15 protein-coding genes are annotated in these 18,717 nt (G+C 69.2%); 7 read left to right on the top strand and 8 right to left on the bottom strand.

The genetic code is table 11. The features are described from left to right. Positions 1-110: 110 nt before the first annotated feature. The 3 genes from ACFY9I_RS09325 (at position 111) to ACFY9I_RS09315 (ending at position 3,753) form a co-directional block, all read left to right on the top strand. Positions 111-1,937 carry an acyl-CoA dehydrogenase C-terminal domain-containing protein gene (locus ACFY9I_RS09325; RefSeq protein ID WP_390998748.1) on the top strand — a complete coding sequence of 609 codons (1,827 nt, stop codon included), beginning with the start codon at positions 111-113 and terminating at the stop codon, positions 1,935-1,937. Positions 1,938-2,105: 168 nt separating this feature from the next. Continuing rightward, positions 2,106-3,404: a M18 family aminopeptidase gene (locus ACFY9I_RS09320; RefSeq protein ID WP_390998745.1), complete on the top strand. Its 1,299-nt coding sequence runs from the start codon at positions 2,106-2,108 to the stop codon at positions 3,402-3,404. A gap of 121 nt (positions 3,405-3,525) precedes the next feature. After that, positions 3,526-3,753 carry a hypothetical protein gene (locus tag ACFY9I_RS09315; RefSeq protein ID WP_390998743.1) on the top strand — a complete coding sequence of 76 codons (228 nt, stop codon included), beginning with the start codon at positions 3,526-3,528 and terminating at the stop codon, positions 3,751-3,753. Between the two features lie 6 nt (positions 3,754-3,759). Here ACFY9I_RS09315 and ACFY9I_RS09310 read toward each other — a convergent pair whose 3' ends face one another. After that, positions 3,760-5,598 (bottom strand): thioredoxin-like domain-containing protein, encoded by a 1,839-nt coding sequence (locus ACFY9I_RS09310; RefSeq protein WP_390998741.1) that lies wholly within the window; start codon positions 5,596-5,598, stop codon positions 3,760-3,762. Between the two features lie 184 nt (positions 5,599-5,782). Between ACFY9I_RS09310 and ACFY9I_RS09305 the strand changes: the two genes are divergently transcribed. Beyond that, a complete protein-coding gene (locus ACFY9I_RS09305) occupies positions 5,783-6,277 on the top strand; it encodes an LURP-one-related family protein (protein ID WP_390998739.1) in 495 nt (164 codons plus the stop codon). A 35-nt stretch (positions 6,278-6,312) separates the two neighbouring features. Here the strand turns inward: ACFY9I_RS09305 and ACFY9I_RS09300 are convergent, their stop codons facing one another. Then, on the bottom strand, positions 6,313-7,131 hold the full coding sequence (locus ACFY9I_RS09300) for a nitrilase-related carbon-nitrogen hydrolase (RefSeq protein WP_390998736.1): 819 nt from the start codon (positions 7,129-7,131) through the stop codon (positions 6,313-6,315). A gap of 230 nt (positions 7,132-7,361) precedes the next feature. Between ACFY9I_RS09300 and ACFY9I_RS09295 the strand changes: the two genes are divergently transcribed. Continuing rightward, entirely contained in the window at positions 7,362-8,186 is an 825-nt protein-coding gene (locus tag ACFY9I_RS09295; protein WP_390998734.1) for a maleylpyruvate isomerase family mycothiol-dependent enzyme, read from the top strand. Between the two features lie 167 nt (positions 8,187-8,353). Here ACFY9I_RS09295 and ACFY9I_RS09290 read toward each other — a convergent pair whose 3' ends face one another. Next, a complete protein-coding gene (locus ACFY9I_RS09290) occupies positions 8,354-9,655 on the bottom strand; it encodes an MFS transporter (protein WP_390999162.1) in 1,302 nt (433 codons plus the stop codon). An 11-nt stretch (positions 9,656-9,666) separates the two neighbouring features. Next, positions 9,667-10,341: an FCD domain-containing protein gene (locus tag ACFY9I_RS09285; protein ID WP_390998731.1), complete on the bottom strand. Its 675-nt coding sequence runs from the start codon at positions 10,339-10,341 to the stop codon at positions 9,667-9,669. Positions 10,342-10,654: 313 nt separating this feature from the next. Here ACFY9I_RS09285 and ACFY9I_RS09280 point away from each other — a divergent pair, with 313 nt between their 5' ends. Beyond that, a complete protein-coding gene (locus ACFY9I_RS09280; protein WP_390998729.1) occupies positions 10,655-11,485 on the top strand; it encodes a D-alanyl-D-alanine carboxypeptidase family protein in 831 nt (276 codons plus the stop codon). A 171-nt stretch (positions 11,486-11,656) separates the two neighbouring features. Next, positions 11,657-12,661 carry a BRO family protein gene (locus ACFY9I_RS09275; RefSeq protein WP_390998727.1) on the top strand — a complete coding sequence of 335 codons (1,005 nt, stop codon included), beginning with the start codon at positions 11,657-11,659 and terminating at the stop codon, positions 12,659-12,661. Positions 12,662-12,752: 91 nt separating this feature from the next. On the opposite strand, the gene ACFY9I_RS09270 is transcribed toward ACFY9I_RS09275, so the two are convergent. The 4 genes from ACFY9I_RS09270 to ACFY9I_RS09255 all read right to left on the bottom strand — a co-directional run bounded on the left by ACFY9I_RS09270 (position 12,753) and on the right by ACFY9I_RS09255 (position 18,679). Further along, entirely contained in the window at positions 12,753-14,207 is a 1,455-nt protein-coding gene (locus ACFY9I_RS09270) for a 2-oxo acid dehydrogenase subunit E2 (protein WP_390998725.1), read from the bottom strand. Positions 14,208-14,218: 11 nt separating this feature from the next. After that, positions 14,219-15,247: a transketolase C-terminal domain-containing protein gene (locus ACFY9I_RS09265; RefSeq protein ID WP_390998722.1), complete on the bottom strand. Its 1,029-nt coding sequence runs from the start codon at positions 15,245-15,247 to the stop codon at positions 14,219-14,221. A 2-nt stretch (positions 15,248-15,249) separates the two neighbouring features. Further along, positions 15,250-16,443: a pyruvate dehydrogenase (acetyl-transferring) E1 component subunit alpha gene (pdhA, locus tag ACFY9I_RS09260; RefSeq protein ID WP_390998719.1), complete on the bottom strand. Its 1,194-nt coding sequence runs from the start codon at positions 16,441-16,443 to the stop codon at positions 15,250-15,252. Positions 16,444-17,089: 646 nt separating this feature from the next. After that, positions 17,090-18,679, bottom strand: coding sequence for a protein kinase (locus tag ACFY9I_RS09255; RefSeq protein ID WP_390998716.1), 1,590 nt, complete (start codon positions 18,677-18,679; stop codon positions 17,090-17,092). Positions 18,680-18,717: the final 38 nt, after the last annotated feature.

Raw genomic sequence — 18,717 nt, 5'->3', positions numbered from 1 at the left:
GTTGCTTCTTATTACTGATGGGTAGCATCATCGACACAGAAGCTACTTGTTGGTATATGAACTAGCGCGAGGATCCAGTGCCTCGCCGATCTCTTTACGGAGCCGTCGCCATGGGGCACTACAAGTCGAATCTCCGCGACATCGAGTTCAACCTCTTCGAGGTCCTCGGGCGCGACAGGGTGTACGGCACCGGCCCGTTCGCGGAGATGGACACGGACACGGCCAAGAGCATCCTGGAGGAGATGACCCGTCTCGCGGAGAACGAGCTGGCGGAGTCCTTCACGGACGCCGACCGCAACCCGCCGGTCTTCGACCCGGAGACGAACACCGCTCCGGTCCCGGCCTCCTTCAGGAAGAGCTACAAGGCCTTCATGGACTCGGAGTACTGGCGTCTGGGCCTGCCCGAGGAGATCGGCGGCACCACCTCCCCCCGCTCCCTGATCTGGGCGTACGCGGAGCTGCTGCTCGGCTCGAACCCGGCCGTGTGGATGTACTCCTCCGGCCCGGCGTTCGCCGGCATCCTCTACGACGAGGGCAACGACGTACAGAAGAAGATCGCGCAGATCGCCGTCGAGAAGACCTGGGGCTCCACCATGGTGCTCACCGAGCCGGACGCCGGCTCGGACGTCGGCGCCGGCCGCACCAAGGCGATCCAGCAGGAGGACGGCTCCTGGCACATCGAGGGCGTCAAGCGGTTCATCACCTCCGGTGAGCACGACATGGAGGAGAACATCCTCCACTACGTCCTCGCCCGCCCCGAGGGCCACGGCCCCGGCACCAAGGGCCTGTCCCTCTTCCTCGTCCCGAAGTACCTCTTCGACTTCGAGACCGGCGAACTGGGCGAGCGCAACGGCGTCTACGCCACCAACGTCGAGCACAAGATGGGCCTGAAGGCCTCCAACACCTGCGAGATGACCTTCGGCGACCGCCACCCGGCCAAGGGCTGGCTGATCGGCGACAAGCACGACGGCATCCGCCAGATGTTCCGCATCATCGAGTTCGCCCGCATGATGGTCGGCACGAAGGCGATCTCCACGCTCTCCACGGGCTACCTGAACGCGCTGGAGTACGCCAAGGAGCGCGTCCAGGGCCCCGACCTGGCGAACTTCATGGACAAGACCGCGCCCAAGGTCACCATCACCCACCACCCCGACGTCCGCCGCTCGCTGATGACGCAGAAGGCGTACGCGGAGGGCATGCGCGCGCTGGTCCTGCACACCGCCTCCATCCAGGACGAGATCCAGGTCAAGGAGGCGGCGGGCGAGGACGTCTCCGCCCTGGAGGCCATGAACGACCTGCTCCTGCCCATCGTCAAGGGCTACGGCTCCGAGAAGGGCTACGAGCAGCTCGCCCAGTCCCTGCAGACCTTCGGCGGCTCCGGGTTCCTCCAGGAGTACCCGATCGAGCAGTACATCCGCGACGCCAAGATCGACACCCTGTACGAGGGCACCACCGCGATCCAGGGCCAGGACTTCTTCTTCCGGAAGATCGTCCGCAACCAGGGCGCCGCGCTGAACTCCCTCGCCGAGGAGATCAAGAAGTTCCTGGCGCTCGGCGAGGGCGGCGAGGAACTGGCCGGTGCCCGTGAGCACCTCGCCAAGGCCGCGGTCGAGCTGGAGTCCCTGGTCGGCCTGATGCTCACCGACCTCGCCGCCACCGAGCAGGACGTCAAGAACATCTACAAGGTGGGCCTGAACACCACCCGCCTGCTGATGGCCTCCGGTGACGTGGTCGTCGGCTACCTGCTCCTCAGGGGCGCCGCGGTCGCCGCCGACAAGCTGCCGACGGCCTCCTCCAAGGACGTGGCCTTCTACACCGGCAAGATCGCGGCGGCGAAGTTCTTCGCGGCCAACGTCCTCCCGGGTGTCACCCTCGCCCGCAAGGTCTCCGAGGGCGTCGACCTGGACCTGATGGAGCTGGACGAGGCGGCCTTCTAGGCACCGGACGAGGCGGCCCTTTGGACAACCGTCCCTCGGCCGCACCCCGGCCGTGGCGCCGGACGGACCCTGCCCGTCCGTCCGGCGCCCTCTTGTCCGCACGCTCACCACGAGGGCCCGTTCCCGTCCCCCGGGAACGGGCCCTCGTACGTCGTTAAGGTGAACCCCATGCGCACACCCCCACGCTTCGATCGCGGCCACACCGACGACCTCATGACCTTCCTGGCGAGCAGCCCGACCCCGTACCACGCGGTGGCGAGCGCCGCGGAACGGCTGGAGAAGGCAGGCTTCCGGCAGGTCGCCGAGACCGACGCGTGGGACGGCTCGCTCGGCGGGAAGTACGTGCTGCGCGGCGGCGCGATCATCGCCTGGTACGTGCCGGAGGGCGCCACGCCCCACACCCCCTTCCGCATCATCGGTGCCCACACCGACTCCCCCAATCTGCGGGTGAAACCCCGCCCCGACAGCGGCGCGCACGGCTGGCGCCAGGTCGCCGTCGAGATCTACGGCGGACCGCTGCTCAACTCCTGGCTCGACCGCGACCTCGGCATTGCCGGCCGCCTCTCCCTGCGCGACGGCACCAGCCGCCTCGTCAACGTCGACAGACCCCTCCTCCGCGTCCCCCAACTCGCCATCCACCTCGACCGGTCCGTCACCTCCGAAGGCCTCAAACTCGACAAACAGCGTCACCTCCAGCCCATCTGGGGCCTCGGCGACGACGTCCACGACGGCGACCTGATCGCCTTCCTGGAGGGCGAACTGGGCCTGCCCGCAGGCGAGGTCACCGGCTGGGACCTGATGACCCACTCCGTCGAACCCCCCGCGTACCTGGGCCGCGACAAGGAACTGCTCGCCGGCCCCCGCATGGACAACCTCCTCTCCGTGCACGCCGGCACGGCCGCCCTCGCCTCGGTCGCCGGCTCCGGCGACGCACTCCCGTACATCCCCGTCCTCGCCGCCTTCGACCACGAGGAGAACGGCTCCCAGTCGGACACCGGCGCGGACGGCCCGCTCCTCGGCGGCGTGCTGGAGCGCTCGGTCTTCGCCCGCGGCGGCTCCTACGAGGACCGGGCGCGGGCCTTCGCCGGCACGATCTGTCTCTCCTCCGACACCGGCCACGCCGTCCACCCCAACTACGCGGAGCGCCACGACCCGACCCACCACCCCCGCGCGGACGCCGGCCCGCTCCTCAAAGTGAACGTCAACAACCGCTACGCCACCGACGGTTCGGGGCGCGCCGTCTTCGCCGCCGCCTGTGAGAAGGCCGGGGTGCCGTACCAGACGTTCGTCTCCAACAACTCCATGCCCTGCGGCACCACCATCGGTCCCATCACCGCCGCCCGCCACGGCATCCGCACCGTGGACATCGGCGTGGCCATCCTCTCCATGCACAGCGCCCGCGAACTCTGCGGCGCCAAGGACCCCTATCTGCTGGCGAACGCTCTGGTGGCGTTCCTGGAGGGCTGACTCCCACGCCCCGTCCGCGAGGGCCCGTTACTGACCGCCCTGTCCGGGTACCCGGAAGCGACCGGTAGGACCGAACGACCGGAACGACCGGCCGACCCAACCGGACTTGGAGGGAACACTCATGGGCCTGGGCGGGTGCATCATCCTGATCGCCGTGGGAGCCATACTCACCTTCGCCACCGACTGGGACATGCAGGGGGTCAACCTCGACCTGGTCGGCATCATCTTCATGATCGTCGGACTCATAGGGGTCGCGACGTTCAGCAGCATCGCCAAGCGGAAGCGGGTCGTGGTGCCGCCCACGGCGCCGGTCCTCGACGAGGACCCGCACCGGCGGGGCGGGTACTAGGGCGAGTTACGGCCCCTCGTCCATCCCCGCCAGCACCAGCGGCAGCCGGTCCGCCCCGCCCTCCGTGAGCCGGACCGGCACGCCCCAGTCCTGCTGGTGGACGTGGCAGGCCGGGTACTCGTTGGCCGGGTCGTCGTCGCAGGAGGCCGCCATCGCCGAGACATGGAGCACGCCCTCGGATATGGACGGGTCCAGTTCGAGCACGCGGGACAAGGCCGTGTCCGTTCCCTCGCCCGCGAGCAGCAGTTCGGGCGGAGTGGCGGAGACCAGCAGCCGGGTCGAGGGCCCGTACCGTTCGTCGAGCTTCTGCCCCGCCGGGGCCTGGAAGACGACGTCCAGCCGCAGGCTGCCGGGAGCCACTTCGGTCGCCGCGCGCCGGGTGCGATGGGCGACGGCATCGACCCTCACCGTCTCCTCCGGCAGACGCAACCGGGTCAGCCGATGACGGGCGGACTCGACGACCACGATGTCCGCACCGACGAGCACCGCGTCGCTCGGCTCTCTCAGGTCCGTGGCCAGCGTGGTGACCTCACCTGTCGCCGGGTCGTAGCGGCGCAGCGCGTGGTTGTAGGTGTCGCTGACCGCCACCGACCCGTCGGGCAGGGCCGTGACCCCCAACGGGTGCTGGAGCAGCGCCTGTTCAGCGGCGCCGTCCCGGTGCCCGAAGTCGAAGAGCCCGGTCCCGACGGCCGTGCGGACCGTCCCGTCCAGGTCCAGCCAGCGCAGTGCGGACGTCTCGGAGTCGGCCAGCCAGAGCCGGTCGGCGGTGGCGGCGAGCCCGGAGGGCTGCGCGAACCAGGCTTCGGCGCCCGGCCCGTCCACGAGCCCCTCGTTCGTCGTGCCCGCCGCCACGGCGACCGTGTGGTCGACCGGGTCGTACGTCCACAGCTGGTGGACACCGGCCATCGCGATCCACACCTTGCCGCCGAAGAGGGCCACGTCCCACGGCGAGGACAGATCGATCTCCAGGGCGGGACCGGAGGTCGGCGCGCCCTGCCACCACTGGCGGCCCGTGCCCGCGAGTGTCGTGACCCGGCCGGTGGCCGGGTCGAGCCGGCGCAGCGCGTGGTTCACGGTGTCGGCGACGACCACGGCGCCGCCGTCCAGCAGCGCCAGTCCCTGCGGCTCGCTGAAGCGGGCGTGCTCCGCGTCGCCGTCGACGAACCCGCGTGCGCCGGAGCCGTAACGCCGTACGACGGTCTCACCGTCCGCCGCCAGCCGGACCAACTGGTGCCGGGTGGTGTCGCTGACGAGGAGGTCACCGTCCGGCAGGAGCAGCGCCTTGCCGGGGAAGCGCAGCACCGTCGGTTCGGGCTCGGGCGCCACATACGGTCCGTCGCCGCGCCGTAGCGTGCCCTTGCCCTCGTGCTCGGCCTCCAGCTCGGCGACCAGCCGCTCGATGGCGTGTGCGTGCCCCTCACCCGCGTGCTGGGCGACGACGTATCCCTCCGGGTCGATCACCACGAGCGTCGGCCAGGCCCGTACCGCGTACTGCTTCCAGGTGGCGAGCTCCGGATCGTCGAGCACCGGGTGCTCCACCCCGTACCGCTCGACGGCGTCTACCACCGCCCCGTGCTCGGCCTCGTGCGCGAACTTCGGCGAGTGCACACCGATGACCACCAGGGTGTCCCGGTGCTTCTCCTCCAGCTCGCGCAGCTCGTCCAGGACATGCAGACAGTTGATGCAGCAGAACGTCCAGAAGTCCAGCACCACTATCCTGCCTCGCAGGTCAGCGAGGGTGTACTGCTTCCCTCCCGTGTTCAGCCAGCCGCCCTTCCCGATCAGCTCGGGGGCGCGGACACGGACACGGCGGGATGCCGGGCGCTCGGTCGTGGAATCGCTCATGGATCAAGAGTGCCACTTGTCGGCGGTCCGCTCGCGAGGCTGTGGAAAACCTCGGACATCGGCCTGTGGAAAACTCCGCTGAACGGCCTCCACCTGCGGCGACAGGCCACCGGACGGAAACCGGACTGAGCCCTTCGGCCTACCGGCGACGTTTCGCAGCGGGTCGCGGGGAACGCCTGGATGCATGAGATTCCTCGTACGCGACCGGCTCCTCGGCCTCGGTGACGACTACTGGATCGAGGACGAGCACGGCACGAAGGCCTTCCTCGTCGACGGCAAGGCGATGCGACTGCGGGACACCTTCGAGCTGAAGGACCCCGAGGGGAACGTCCTGATCGACATCCACAAGAAGATGTTCGCCCTGCGCGACACGATGGTGGTCGAACGGGACGGGCAGCCCCTCGCCACCGTCCGCCGCAAACGCCTGTCTCTCCTGCGCAACCACTACCGGATCTCCTTGGCGGACGGCACCGAGCTCGACGTCAGCGGCAAGATCCTCGACCGTGAGTTCGTCGTCGAGTACGACGGCGAACTCCTCGCGCACATCTCCCGCAGATGGCTGCGGGTCCGCGAGACCTACGGCCTCGACGTCGTACGCGACGACGCGGACCCGGCCCTGCTGATCGCCGTGACGGTGTGCGTGATCCACCTGGCGGAGAAGGAGAGGGGGGACGACTGACCCGGGTGCCTCACGGCCGCCGACGGCCGGGTGGGTCAGCGGCGCGGGGGCTGCAGTCCCAGTGACCGGTCCTTCAGCGCCGGGAACTGCTCGCGGGTCGTCGCGACCTTCGCGGGGTCGAGGTCGACGGTGAGGACCTCCTCCTCGGAGCCGGCCTCGGCCAGGACCTCTCCCCAGGGGTCGACCACGATCGAGTGACCGGCCTGGGGAACTCCCGCGTGCGTACCGGCCGTTCCGCAGGCGAGGACGTACGCCTGGTTCTCCACGGCACGGGCCTGGGCCAGCAGCGTCCAGTGGGCGCGGCGGCGTTCGGGCCAGCCTGCGGGGACGACGAAGGTCTCGGCGCCGGCGTCGACGAGGCCGCGGAAGAGTTCGGGGAAGCGGAGGTCGTAGCAGGTGGCGACGCCGAGGGTCGTCTCCGGCAGGCGGAGCGTCACCAGTTCCGAGCCCGCGCCCATCAGCACGGCCTCGCCCTTGTCGAAGCCGAAGCGATGGATCTTGCGATAGGCCGCGGCGAGGTCCCCGGAAGGTGAGAAGAGGAGGGAGGTGTTGTAGAGGATTCCGCCACCCGAGGCGGAGCCACCGCCGGCTTCGGCCCGTTCGGGGATCGAGCCCGCGTGCAGCCAGACGCCCGCGTCGCTCGCCGCCTCGGCCATCGCCTCGTACGTCGGCCCCTCCAGCGGCTCCGCCGCCTCGTCGAAGGACTCGAACGCGAAAGCGCCGGTGGTCCAGAGCTCCGGCAGGACGACAAGATCGGCACCGGCCTGGTCCCGAACCAGCGACGCCACACGCCGCCGACGCGAATCGACCGATTCGTCCTCGTCTACACCGATCTGGATGAGGGAGGCGCGCACACTACCACCGTCCTGGCATTCGAGCCGTCCATACGGGCCTACGATCGTCACACGAAAGCACTGCCGGGGTGCCTCACGGCAGCGTAACTTAACGTTCCACAGCACCCACCGACAGCCGCCGACGCCCACTCACCGCCGTCAACGCCGACGCCCCTACTGAAAACCGTCTCCCCATACCGATACGCACCGACCGTACTGACAGGTACCGACCGCCCGAGGGGTCCCGTTCCGTGAGTCTGCATCCCACTCTTCAGCCGTACGCCGACGCCTGGACCCACTCCGTGGACGCGATATCCGAGCTGGTGACGCCGCTCGTGGAGGGTGAGTGGAACCGGCGGACCCCATGCCCCGGCTGGTCGGTGCGCGATGTGGTCTCCCATGTCATCGGTCTGGACTGCGAGATGCTCGGCGACCCCCGGCCGATCCACACCCTCCCGCGCGACCTGTACCACGTACGGACCGAGCACCAGCGGTACATGGAGATGCAGGTCGACGCCCGCCGCCACCACACCGCCCCGGAGATGACCTCCGAGCTGGAGTACACGATCATCCGGCGCAACCGCCAGTTGCGGAACGAGTCGCGCGACCCGGGTCACAAGGTGCGCGGCCCGCTCGGCACGGAGCAGACCCTCGAACAGGCCATGCGCAACCGCGCCTTCGACGTGTGGGTCCATGAGCAGGACCTGCGCGCCGCGCTGGGCCACCCGGGGAACCTGGACTCGCCGGGCGCGTACGTCGTCCGTGACGAGCTGCTGTCCGTGCTGCCGAAGGTCGTCGCGGAGGACGCGCAGGCGCCGCGCAGTTCGGCTGTCGTCTTCGATGTGCACGGCCCGGTGGAGTTCATCCGGACCGTCCGTGTCGACATCCAGGGTCGCGGCACCCTGGAGACCTCCCCCGCCCTCGGCCCCGCCGCCACCCTCACCCTCGACTGGGAGACCTACGTCCGCCTGGCCTGCGGCCGTGTCACCGCCGACCTCGTCGCCGACCGCATCAAGGCCGAGGGCGACCCCCATCTGATCGCGGCGATCCTGCGGGCCTTCGCGGTGACGGTGTAGCCGCCGGGCGTCGCGAGCTTTTGGGCAGCCCCGGCGCCGGGGTAGCCCCGGCCTCGGGTAGGCCATGTTCCATGCAGCCCCAGGACTCGGACAGCCCAGGACTCGGACAGGCCAGGGACTCGGAGAGGCCTTGTTCAGGCAGGCCAGGTCTCGGGCGGTCCCGGCCGCTACGCCGGTACGTGCACCGTCTCCACCCGGCTCGCGACCAGGCGTTCGCGTTCACGGCGGGCGGCGCGGCCACGCAGACGGAGGATCTGGCTGAGGCCCAGGGCCTGGAGGACGAAGACGGCGGAGAACGCGACGCGGTAGTCGTCACCGGTCAGGTCGAGGAGGACGCCGACCGCGAGCAAGGTCGTCATGGAGGCGACGAAACCACCCATGTTGGTGATGCCGGAGGCGGTGCCCTGACGCTCCGGCGGGTTCGCGGGGCGGGCGAAGTCGAAGCCGAGCATCGAGGCCGGGCCGCAGGCACCCAGCACCGCGCAGAGCACGATCAGGAGCCACATCGGCGCGTGCTCGCCGGGGTACAGCAGCGTGCTCGCCCAGACCGCCGCCGTCGCGAGGACCGTGCCCAGCGCCAGCGGAAGCCGCGCCGCGTGGTGCCGGGCGACGATCTGCCCGTACACCAGTCCGACGGCCATGTTGGACAGGACGACGAGGGTGAGCAGTTCACCGGCGGTGCCCCGGCTCAGGCCCTGCGCCTGGACCAGGAACGGCAGCCCCCACAGCAGCAGGAACACCATGGCCGGGAACTGGGTGGTGAAGTGCACCCACAGCCCGAGGCGGGTACCGGGCTCCCGCCACGACGCAGCGATCTGCCGCCGGACGTACGCCGCCCCGTGGTGCGGGAACGGCTCCGGCTCATGCCCCTCCGGGTGGTCCCTCAGGAACAACAGGGTCAGGACCAGGACGACGAGCCCGGCTACCGAGCTGCCCGCGAACGCCGCCGTCCAGCCCACCCCGTGCAGCAGCCGGGCCAGCAGCAGCGTCGAGATCAGGTTCCCCGCCATGCCGACCAGACCGGCCGTCTGCGCGATCAGCGGCCCCCGCCTGGCCGGGAACCAGCGGCTGCCCAGCCGCAGCACGCTGATGAACGTCATCGCGTCGCCGCAGCCCAGCAGCGCCCGCGAGGCCAGCGCCATGCCGTACGACGGGGCCAGCGCGAAGCCGATCTGGCCGGCTGTGAACAGCAGGATGCCCAGGGTCAGCACCTTCTTGGTGCCGAGCCGGTCGACCAGCAGGCCGACGGGAATCTGCATGCCCGCGTAGACCAGCAACTGGAGGATCGAGAAGGTCGACAGGGCGGAGGCGCCCACATGGAAGCGGTCGGCGGCGTCGAGGCCGGCCACCCCCAGCGACGTACGGAAGATGACGGCGACGAAGTAGACGGAGACGCCCACACCCCAGACGGCGAGCGCGCGGCGGCCTCCGGGCGGGTCTCCGGGCAGGGACCCGGCGGACGAGGACATGACGGGGCGGCTCAACGGACTTCCCCCCGAGCCAGGTTCGAGAACCAGCTGACGTGCCGGTGCACAAGGCCCACGGCCGCCTCCGCGTCGCCCGAGCGCAGCGCCTGGAGGATCTCCTCGTGCTCGCTGAGCGTCTTGGTGATGCGGTCGGGGTGGGCGTGCATCACGGCGACACCCATCCGCAACTGCCGGTCACGGAGCTGGTCGTAGAGACGCGAGAGGATCTCGTTCCCCCCGCTGCGGACGATCTCGGCGTGGAAGCAGCGGTCGGTCACCGCGGCGCCCGCCAGGTCCCCGGCGGCGGCCTGCGCCTTCTGCTGCTCCAGCAGGCCCTCCAGGCGCTCGATGAGCTGTGGCGAGGCGGGGACCGTCTTGCGCACCGCGTGCTCCTCGACCAACTGCCGGGTCTCGACCACATCGGCGATCTCCTGCGCGGAGACGGGCAGGACCAGGGCGCCCTTCTTCGGGTAGAGCTTGATCAGCCCCTCGACCTCCAGCCGCAGCAGGGCCTCCCGCACCGGTGTCCGGGACACCCCGACCGCCTCGGCCAGCTCGCCCTCGGTGAGCAGTGTGCCGCCCTCGTAACGACGCTCCAGGACACCCTGTTTGACGTGGGCGTAGACGCGGTCGGCGGCGGGGGGCTGCTTCACGGCGGGGGCGGGGGCGGGAGAGGGGGCGGAGGACATGCCCACAGCATAGATACAACACGTACCCATCGCCGCTCCCGTCCACGATCCGGGACGGCGAGCCGGCCCGAATCCACTCTGAACCTGTCAAAAAACCGTGAGATGGACCTGAATTGACCCCCGACTCACCCGGAGCACAACCTTTTGTGCTACTCACTTGTCACACGAGAAGCGGCCCTGCTTGCCCGAAACCCGGAGCCCAAGTGGCCGCGCTCCACAGACATTTGACGCAATCGGGGTACTTGACTTGATTACCGCCATAAAGGGCGCACGTGTCCGCAGAGCCGCTGCAGTCGTCGTAACCACCGGTGCGATGATCGCGACGGGAGTGGTCAGCTCCGCTCCCGCGCAGGCCGCTCCGGCGAAGCCCACGATCACCGCCAAGGGCGGGTTCGTGATGAACAACGCCAACAGCAAGGTGTTGTACACGAAGGCCGCGGACACCAAGCGGTCCACGGGCTCCACCACCAAAATCATGACCGCCAAGGTCGTGCTGTCGCAGAAGAACCTGAACCTGAACGCCAAGGTCACGGTTTCGAAGGCGTACAGCGACTACATCGTCAAGAACCAGGCGTCCCACGCAGGCCTGATCGTCGGCGACAAAGTCACCGTCCGCCAGCTCCTCTACGCCCTGATGCTCCCGTCGGGCTGCGACGCCGCGTACGCGCTCGCCGACAAGTTCGGCACGGGCACAACGCGTGCGGCGAGGGTGAAGTCGTTCATCTCCAAGATGAACTCCACCGCCAAGAGCCTCGGCATGAAGAACACGAAGTTCGACTCGTTCGACGGCATCAGCAACGGCTCGAACTACTCGACGCCGCGTGACCTCACCAAGCTCGCCAGCAACGCGCTGAAGAACTCCACGTTCAAGTCGATCGTGGGCACGAAGACCACCAAGCAGAAGGTGACCACCAAGAGTGGCGGCTACCGCTACTACACCTGGGAGAACACCAACAAGCTGCTCGGCTGGAAGGGAACGTTCGGCGTGAAGACCGGCTCCGGCACCCAGGCCAAGTACTGCCTCGTCTTCGCCGCGACCCGCAACGGCAAGACGATCGTGGGCACCGTCCTCACGTCCACCAATGCGACCACCCGCACAGCGGACGTGAAGAAGCTGATGGACTACGGCTTCGCGACGCTCTGAGCCCGCCACACCGGACCCATGGGAAGGGGGCCACCGCTCACCGCGGTGGCCCCCTTCCCATTTCTTGGCGCAAGCCAATCAGGCTTACTTACCTCGCAATAGTGAACTTGGCTAACCCAGCTGGCATATTCGATTTCCGCCTCCGTACGTTCCACAGCGGAGGTGGTTCACATGATCGAACCCAGCAAGCACCAGCCCAACCCGCGCACCCAGCGCGACGCGATCGACGCCGGCGACTTCGTCTACGCGGCTACCGGAGCCCGCGTCCGCCGACTGACCATGCCGGACGGGACGCACTGGTTCCCGGCGGTGGATGTCTGCAAGGAGTTGGGCTACACCACGCCTCGCAAAGCTCTCACCGACCATGTCCCGGAGGAGCATCGAGAAATTCTCGAGACAGTGACTGGAGGTCACGGTCTCAGCGTTCCCGCAGGTCGAGAGTGGCGTCGAGACCTGAATCTGATCGATCTCCAGGGCCTGATCCTTCTCGTCAGCGCCTGCACCAAGCCCGAGTGCGCGCCTTTCAAACAGTGGGTCGCCGAAGTGATCGAGACCATTCAGCGCGAGGGCTCCTACACCCTTGAGGAGGCCGAGGTACAGCCCTCCGAGCCGGGCGCGCCCATTGCCTACGCCATGCCCGAGCAGGTCGCGGAGGCCATCGTCCGGCTGGAGGAGCGCAACCTCCAGGCGGACGAGCAACTCGCGGTCACACAGCACAAGTCACTTGATCTGCAGCACAAGTCATTTGACCTGCAACACAAGTCGATCACCCTGCAGGAGCAAATGGTGGAGTTGCACAGCGCCACCCTCATCGCCCAGCAAGCCATCGCCCAAGCCATGGAACGCATCGCGAACCGGCTCGACGCACTGGCCCTCGACCGGCCGGTACCCGATGCCACGGCCTTCTCCACTCACCCCACCACGGAGTCACTGCTGGCCGACTGGCGGGAGCGGTTGTCCGTGACGACGGACGTGTGGACGGTGGCCGTGGTCATCGCCCCGGTGCTCGTGGAGACGGGTGAACTGCGGCAGCCGTTGGAGGCGATCGCGGCCCGTACGGGGCTGTCCGTGCACCGCGTCAACGAATGCCTCCGGCTGCTGCGCAAGCACGCCTGCATTCACCCCATGGGCGCGGCCGAGGACGGGGCGCCGGTCTATGTACTCAACCGACACTGACGGACGTTGAGCAGAGTCCAGAACGAAGAGGGCGGTCGCAATCCGAAGTTGCGGCCGCCCCCTTCGCTTCAAGCCTATCCAGTCGGCGACCTCACGCCCACGTCAGCAGCCTCTTCGGCTGCTCCAGAATCGCCGCCACATCCGCCAGCACCTTGGAGCCCAACTCCCCGTCCACCAGCCGGTGGTCGAAGGAGAGGGCCAGCGTGGTGACCTGCCGGGCCTTCACCTTGCCCTTGTGGACCCACGGCTGGAGCTTGATCGCGCCGACCGCGAGGATCGCCGACTCACCGGGGTTGAGGATGGGCGTGCCGGTGTCGATGCCGAAGACGCCGACGTTGGTGATGGTGACCGTGCCGCCCTGCATGGCGGCCGGGGAGGTCCGGCCCTCCTTGGCCGTCGAGACCAGCTCGCCCAGTGACTCGGCCAGCTGCGGCAGCGTCTTCGCGTGGGCGTCCTTGATGTTCGGGACGATCAGACCACGCGGGGTGGCGGCCGCGATGCCCAGGTTCACATAGTGCTTGACCACGATCTCCTGGGCGGCCTCGTCCCAGGACGCGTTGATCTCCGGGTTGCGCCTGATCGCCACCAGCAAGGCCTTGGCGATCAACAGCAACGGGTTGACCCGCAGCCCCGCCAGCTCCCTGTCCTGCTTCAGCTCCTCGACCAGCTTCATCGTGCGCGTCACGTCGACCGTCACGAACTCGGTGACATGCGGCGCGGTGAACGCCGAGCCGACCATCGCCGCCGCCGTCACCTTCCGGACGCCCTTGATGGGCACACGGGTCTCGCGCGTACCGTCGTACGACACCACCGGCGCCGGGGTGACCGCGGGGGCGGTGGGGGCCGCGGGGGCCTCCGTCACGGGCTCCGGGGCCTTGGGCGGGGCCACGGCCGCGTGGACGTCCTCGCGGGTGATGATGCCGTCCGGGCCGGACGGGGTGATCGTCGCCAGGTCCACGCCGAGGTCCTTGGCGAGCTTGCGGACCGGCGGCTTCGCCAGCGGACGCTGCTCGCCGGGAGCCTGACCGTGACCGTGTCCGTTCAGCTCGCTCTGGACGCCCTGGATCGCGGTGGCCGCGTACAGCGTGTCCTCGGCCGGGGCCGCGGCGGCCGGTACACCCCTGCGGGGGCGCCGCTTCGTGGACGACTCGGCGACGCCGTACCCGACGAGGACCGGCTTGCGGCCCGCAGGCTTCTTGGCCGCCGGCTCCGGCCGGGGCCGGGACGGGGCCGGCGGCTGCGGCTCCGCCTTCGCGGGGGCCGCCTCCTCGGCCGGCGCCCCGCCGCCCGCCACGGCCACCGCGATGATCGACGTGCCGACGTCGACCGTGGTGCCCTCGGGGAAGCGCAGCTCGCGTACGACACCGTCGTACGGGATGGGCAGTTCGACGGCGGCCTTGGCCGTCTCGACCTCGCAGACGACCTGGCCGTCGGTGACGGTGTCGCCGGGCTGGACGTACCACTTGAGGATCTCGGCCTCGGTGAGCCCCTCGCCCACGTCGGGCATCTTGAACTCGCGCAGAGACGTGTCTGTCATCGTCGTCACGGACCTTCCCCTCAGTACGCCAACGAGCGGTCGACGGCGTCGAGCACCCGGTCCAGGCCCGGCAGGTACTCCTCCTCCAGACGGGCCGGCGGATACGGGGCGTGGTACCCACCGACCCGGAGGACGGGGGCCTCCAGGTGGTAGAAGCACCGCTCGGTGATGCGGGCGGCGATCTCCGCGCCCGAGCCGAAGAACACCGGTGCCTCATGGACCACGACCAGACGGCGGGTCTTCTCCACGGACGCCTGGATCGAGTCGAAGTCCAGGGGGGACACCGACCTCAGGTCCAGGACCTCCAGGGCCCTGCCCTCCTCGGCGGCCGCGTCGGCGACCTCCTGGCAGAGCTTCACCATCGGGCCGTACGCGGCGAGGGTCAGGTCGGTGCCCTCGCGGACGACACGGGCCTTGTGGAGCGGACCCGGGATGGCCTCGGCGTTGACCTCCGCCTTGTCCCAGTAGCGCCGCTTCGGCTCGAAGAAGATCACCGGATCGTCGCTCTGGATGGCCTGCTGCATCATCCAGTAGGCGTCCGAGGCGTTCGACGGGCTGACCACCTTCAGGCCCGCGACGTGTGCGAACAGCGCCTCCGGGGACTCGGAATGGTGCTCGACCGCGCCGATGCCGCCGCCGTAGGGGATACGGACGACGACGGGGAGCTTGACCTTGCCCAGTGAGCGCGCGTGCATCTTGGCGAGCTGGGTGACGATCTGGTCGTACGCGGGGAAGACGAAGCCGTCGAACTGGATCTCGACCACCGGGCGGTAGCCGCGCAGCGCCAGGCCGATGGCGGTGCCGACGATGCCGGACTCGGCGAGCGGGGTGTCGATCACCCGGTCCTCGCCGAAGTCCTTCTGCAGGCCGTCCGTCACCCGGAACACGCCGCCGAGCTTGCCGACGTCCTCGCCCATGACGAGGACCTTGGGGTCGGCTTCGAGGGCCTTGCGCAGCGATTCGTTGATCGCTTTGGCGATCGCCATGTTCTTCACAGCGGACTGCCCGGCGGTCTGCCCTGCCGTCTGCGCTGTTGTCTGCGTGGTCATCGCTACTTGCCCTCCTCTTCGTCCACATCGGCGAACGACGCCTGATAGTCGGCGAACTGGGCGCGCTCCTCGTCCACGAGCGCGTGTCCGTCCGCGTACGCGTTCTCGAAGATGGCGAAGTGGTCCGGGTCGGGCATGGCACGCACCACTTCGCGCACTCGCCTTCCCAACGCCTCGCTCTCGGCTTCGAGTTCCGCGAAGAATCCCTCGTTCGTGTCTGTTTCGGACTCGAGGTAACCGCGCAGACGCGCGATCGGGTCCTTGGCCTCCCAGGCCACCCGCTCGTCGTCGTGGCGGTAGCGGGTCGGGTCGTCGGAGGTGGTGTGGGCGCCCATGCGGTACGTGTACGCCTCGACCAGGGTGGGGCCCTCGCCCCGGCGGGCGCGCTCCAGCGCCCACTTGGTGACCGCGAGACAGGCCAGGACGTCGTTGCCGTCGACGCGGACGCCCGGGAAGCCGAAGCCCTGGGCGCGCTGGTACAGCGGCACGCGGGTCTGCTTCTCGGTGGGCTCGGAGATCGCCCACTGGTTGTTCTGGCAGAAGAACACGACCGGCGCGTTGTAGACCGCGGAGAAGGTGAACGCCTCGGCGACGTCGCCCTGGCTGGAGGCGCCGTCACCGAAGTAGGCGATGACCGCCGAGTCGGCGCCGTCCTTGGCGATGCCCATGGCGTAGCCCGTGGCGTGCAGCGTCTGGGAGCCGATGACGATCGTGTAGAGGTGGAAGTTGTTCTTGTTGGGGTCCCAGCCGCCGTTGTTCACGCCCCGGAACATGCCGAGCAGGTTCGTCGGGTCGACGCCCCGGCACCACGCGACGCCGTGCTCGCGGTAGGTCGGGAAGACGTAGTCGTCCTCGCGGGTGGCCCGCCCGGAGCCGATCTGGGCGGCCTCCTGGCCGAGCAGCGAGGCCCACAGGCCCAGCTCGCCCTGGCGCTGCAGGGAGGTGGCCTCGGCGTCGAAGCGACGGGTCAGCACCATGTCGCGGTACAGGCCGCGCAGCTCGTCGGGGGTGATGTCGGCGACGAACGGGTCGTACTCGGCGTTCTTGACGCGCTTGCCCTCGGGCGTCAGCAGTTGAACGAGTTCGGGCCGGCCGTCGGTCGGCTTCTTGGCGGTGGCTCGCCTGGCGCCGGTGGTGCCGGTCTTGCCTGCGGCGCTGCGTCGCGGCTTGCGCGCGGCAGTGCTCTCCACGGTCACGTGTGCTCCTCCGTCGGTCCGGCCCCCGGGATTGCCGGAAGACCAGTGCGGCTCGCCTGATCCCGGAATCCGTGCACGGGGTGGGTGCCCTTGGCCGGGAACAGACGTGACAGGTGCCCCGGCGAGCGCCCTGCACAAGGCACGTTACCCAGTGCGCCACATTCCTGTGAAACCCCTACTGACCTGCGATTTTCCTTGGATTTCCAAGTAATTCGGTCCTAGGGGGTCCAAGTGGATCGCCGTCCGTGGGGAACTTTCGCTGGTCACAGCATTGGCAGGGGGCCGGAACACCGGCACGTTATCCCGGCCACCCCGGTCACGGGAAGACTTCGCCGAGGGTGGGCGCGAAGATCGACCCCGAGAATTGCTCCGAATGGAGACGGTGAATTCACCTTTTTCCCCGTCCTCGACAGCGCTTCGAGCTGCAGTTCGATTCTATGTGTAGGGTGACCGGCGAAGACTGTCCGTGACGAACGTGAGGTCAGTACGAGTCGTACAGAGGTCAGTACGTGTCGCACAGGGGAGTACGACACGTACGCGAGGCGTTCGTGGAATGACCTCCGGAGGGTCACTCCACGCGCCGTGTCAGGGGCGGGCCCGGGAGGCTCACTCCACGAGCCACGTCATGGGCGGCCGACCCGCAGGATCATCCCTCGCCCTCGTCACCGCCGATGCCGCCCGGAAGGCCGGTGTCACCGCCGCTGCCACCGCCGCCGCTGGTGTCGGGCGACTCGCTCGCCGGGGGCGACTCCTCCCCCTCGTCCGAGGGCGTCGGATCCGTCGGCGTCGACTCCTCCTCCGTCGGCTGCTCCTCCGGCTGGCTCTGCGTCGGCGACTGGCTGAAAGTCGGGGACGGCGTGTACGACGGCGTGTAGGTCGACCCGCCGCTCGAGCCGGTGTCGTCGTCCGCGGTCTCCTCGGTCGGCTTCTCGCTGGGGGACTCGGTGGAGTCCTTGTCCTTGCTGGACGTCGAGGCCGTCGGCGACTTCGTGGTCTCGGTGCCGTTGCCGGCGTCGCCCTTGTTGTTCAGCGCCAGCGCGACGCCCGCCGCGATGGCGATCACCGCGAGGACGGCGAGGATCCACAGCTTGCCCCGGCCGCTGCCCCGGTTGCCGTTCCCCTCGAAGCCGCCGTCGTCCCGGCCACCGCCGCCGTACCCCGGCAGGATCGGCTGCGGGATCTGTGAGGTCCCGGGCTCCCCCGGGTGCGGCATGACGGTCGTACCGGACATCCCGCCCGGCGGCGTGTGCCGGCCCTCGTGCATGGTCACGGGCCCGGTGTTCCAGGTTCCGGTGTGACCGCCCTGGTCGTACAGCATCTGCAGGCCGTACTGGACCAGGCCGCGCATCTCCTCGGCCGTCTGGAACCGGTCGTCCGGCTCCTTGGCGAGGGAGCGCATGACGAGGCCGTCGAGCTCCGGCGGCGCCGTCCCGTCCGAGACCTCGGAAGGGGGCACCGGAATGTCCTGGACGTGCTGGTAGACCACCGACAGCGGGGTCTCACCGACGAAGGGCGGACGGAGCGCGAGGAGTTCGTAGAGCAGACAGCCGGTGGCGTACAGGTCGGAGCGGTGGTCGACGGCCTTGCCGAGCGCCTGCTCCGGCGACAGGTACTGCGGCGTGCCCATGACCATGCCGGTCTGCGTCATCGTCGTCGACGCCCCGTGCAACGCGCGGGCGATGCCGAAGTCCATCACCTTCACCGCGCCGGTGGTGGTGATGATGACGTTCGCCGGCTTGATGTCGCGGTGCACGATGCCGTGCTGGTGCGAGTAGGCCAGCGCCTCCAGGACGCCGGAGACGATGATCAGCGCCTGCTCGGGGCCGGGTGCCTCCGCGTTGATCAGCAGGTCACGGATGGTGCGACCCTCGACCAGCTCCATGACGATGTACGGCACCGGGGTGCCGTTCACGACGTCTTCACCGGAGTCGTAGACCGCCACGATCGAGTGGTGGTTGAGACCGGCCACCGCCTGGGCCTCACGCGTGAAGCGGGCCTTGGAAATGGGGTCTTCGGCGAGGTCGGAGCGGAGCAGTTTGACCGCGACCGTACGACCGAGGCGCACGTCCTCGGCCGCGAACACCTCGGCCATGCCGCCCCGGCCGAGTCTGTGGGTCATCCGGTACCGGCCGTCACCGACAAGCCCGCCGTTGCCCCACAACTCCGGCGCGTCCGACATGCCGCCGCCAGTCGCCTCGGGGTCGGACGGGCCCTGAGAGCGCTGCTGCTGTGCCATCAGTCCTCGCCGTCGTTTCTGCCCGCGGTCCGCGCGGT

Source organism: Streptomyces sp. NPDC012510, assembly GCF_042955065.1.
In the GTDB taxonomy this organism is placed as follows: Bacteria; Actinomycetota; Actinomycetes; order Streptomycetales; family Streptomycetaceae; genus Streptomyces.
This window is presented reverse-complemented; position numbering and strand designations above follow the sequence as displayed.

What these genes read in the sequence shown, in the direction of transcription:
- ACFY9I_RS09265 (WP_390998722.1), bottom strand. Translation starts at nt 15,247, where the DNA reads ATGACCACGCAGACAACAGCGCAGACGGCAGGGCAGACCGCCGGGCAG.
- ACFY9I_RS09285 (WP_390998731.1), bottom strand. Translation starts at nt 10,341, where the DNA reads ATGTCCTCCGCCCCCTCTCCCGCCCCCGCCCCCGCCGTGAAGCAGCCC.
- ACFY9I_RS09325 (WP_390998748.1), top strand. Translation starts at nt 111, where the DNA reads ATGGGGCACTACAAGTCGAATCTCCGCGACATCGAGTTCAACCTCTTC.
- ACFY9I_RS09305 (WP_390998739.1), top strand. Translation starts at nt 5,783, where the DNA reads ATGAGATTCCTCGTACGCGACCGGCTCCTCGGCCTCGGTGACGACTAC.
- ACFY9I_RS09320 (WP_390998745.1), top strand. Translation starts at nt 2,106, where the DNA reads ATGCGCACACCCCCACGCTTCGATCGCGGCCACACCGACGACCTCATG.
- ACFY9I_RS09255 (WP_390998716.1), bottom strand. Translation starts at nt 18,679, where the DNA reads ATGGCACAGCAGCAGCGCTCTCAGGGCCCGTCCGACCCCGAGGCGACT.
- ACFY9I_RS09290 (WP_390999162.1), bottom strand. Translation starts at nt 9,655, where the DNA reads ATGTCCTCGTCCGCCGGGTCCCTGCCCGGAGACCCGCCCGGAGGCCGC.
- ACFY9I_RS09280 (WP_390998729.1), top strand. Translation starts at nt 10,655, where the DNA reads ATGATCGCGACGGGAGTGGTCAGCTCCGCTCCCGCGCAGGCCGCTCCG.
- ACFY9I_RS09310 (WP_390998741.1), bottom strand. Translation starts at nt 5,598, where the DNA reads ATGAGCGATTCCACGACCGAGCGCCCGGCATCCCGCCGTGTCCGTGTC.
- ACFY9I_RS09275 (WP_390998727.1), top strand. Translation starts at nt 11,657, where the DNA reads ATGATCGAACCCAGCAAGCACCAGCCCAACCCGCGCACCCAGCGCGAC.
- ACFY9I_RS09315 (WP_390998743.1), top strand. Translation starts at nt 3,526, where the DNA reads ATGGGCCTGGGCGGGTGCATCATCCTGATCGCCGTGGGAGCCATACTC.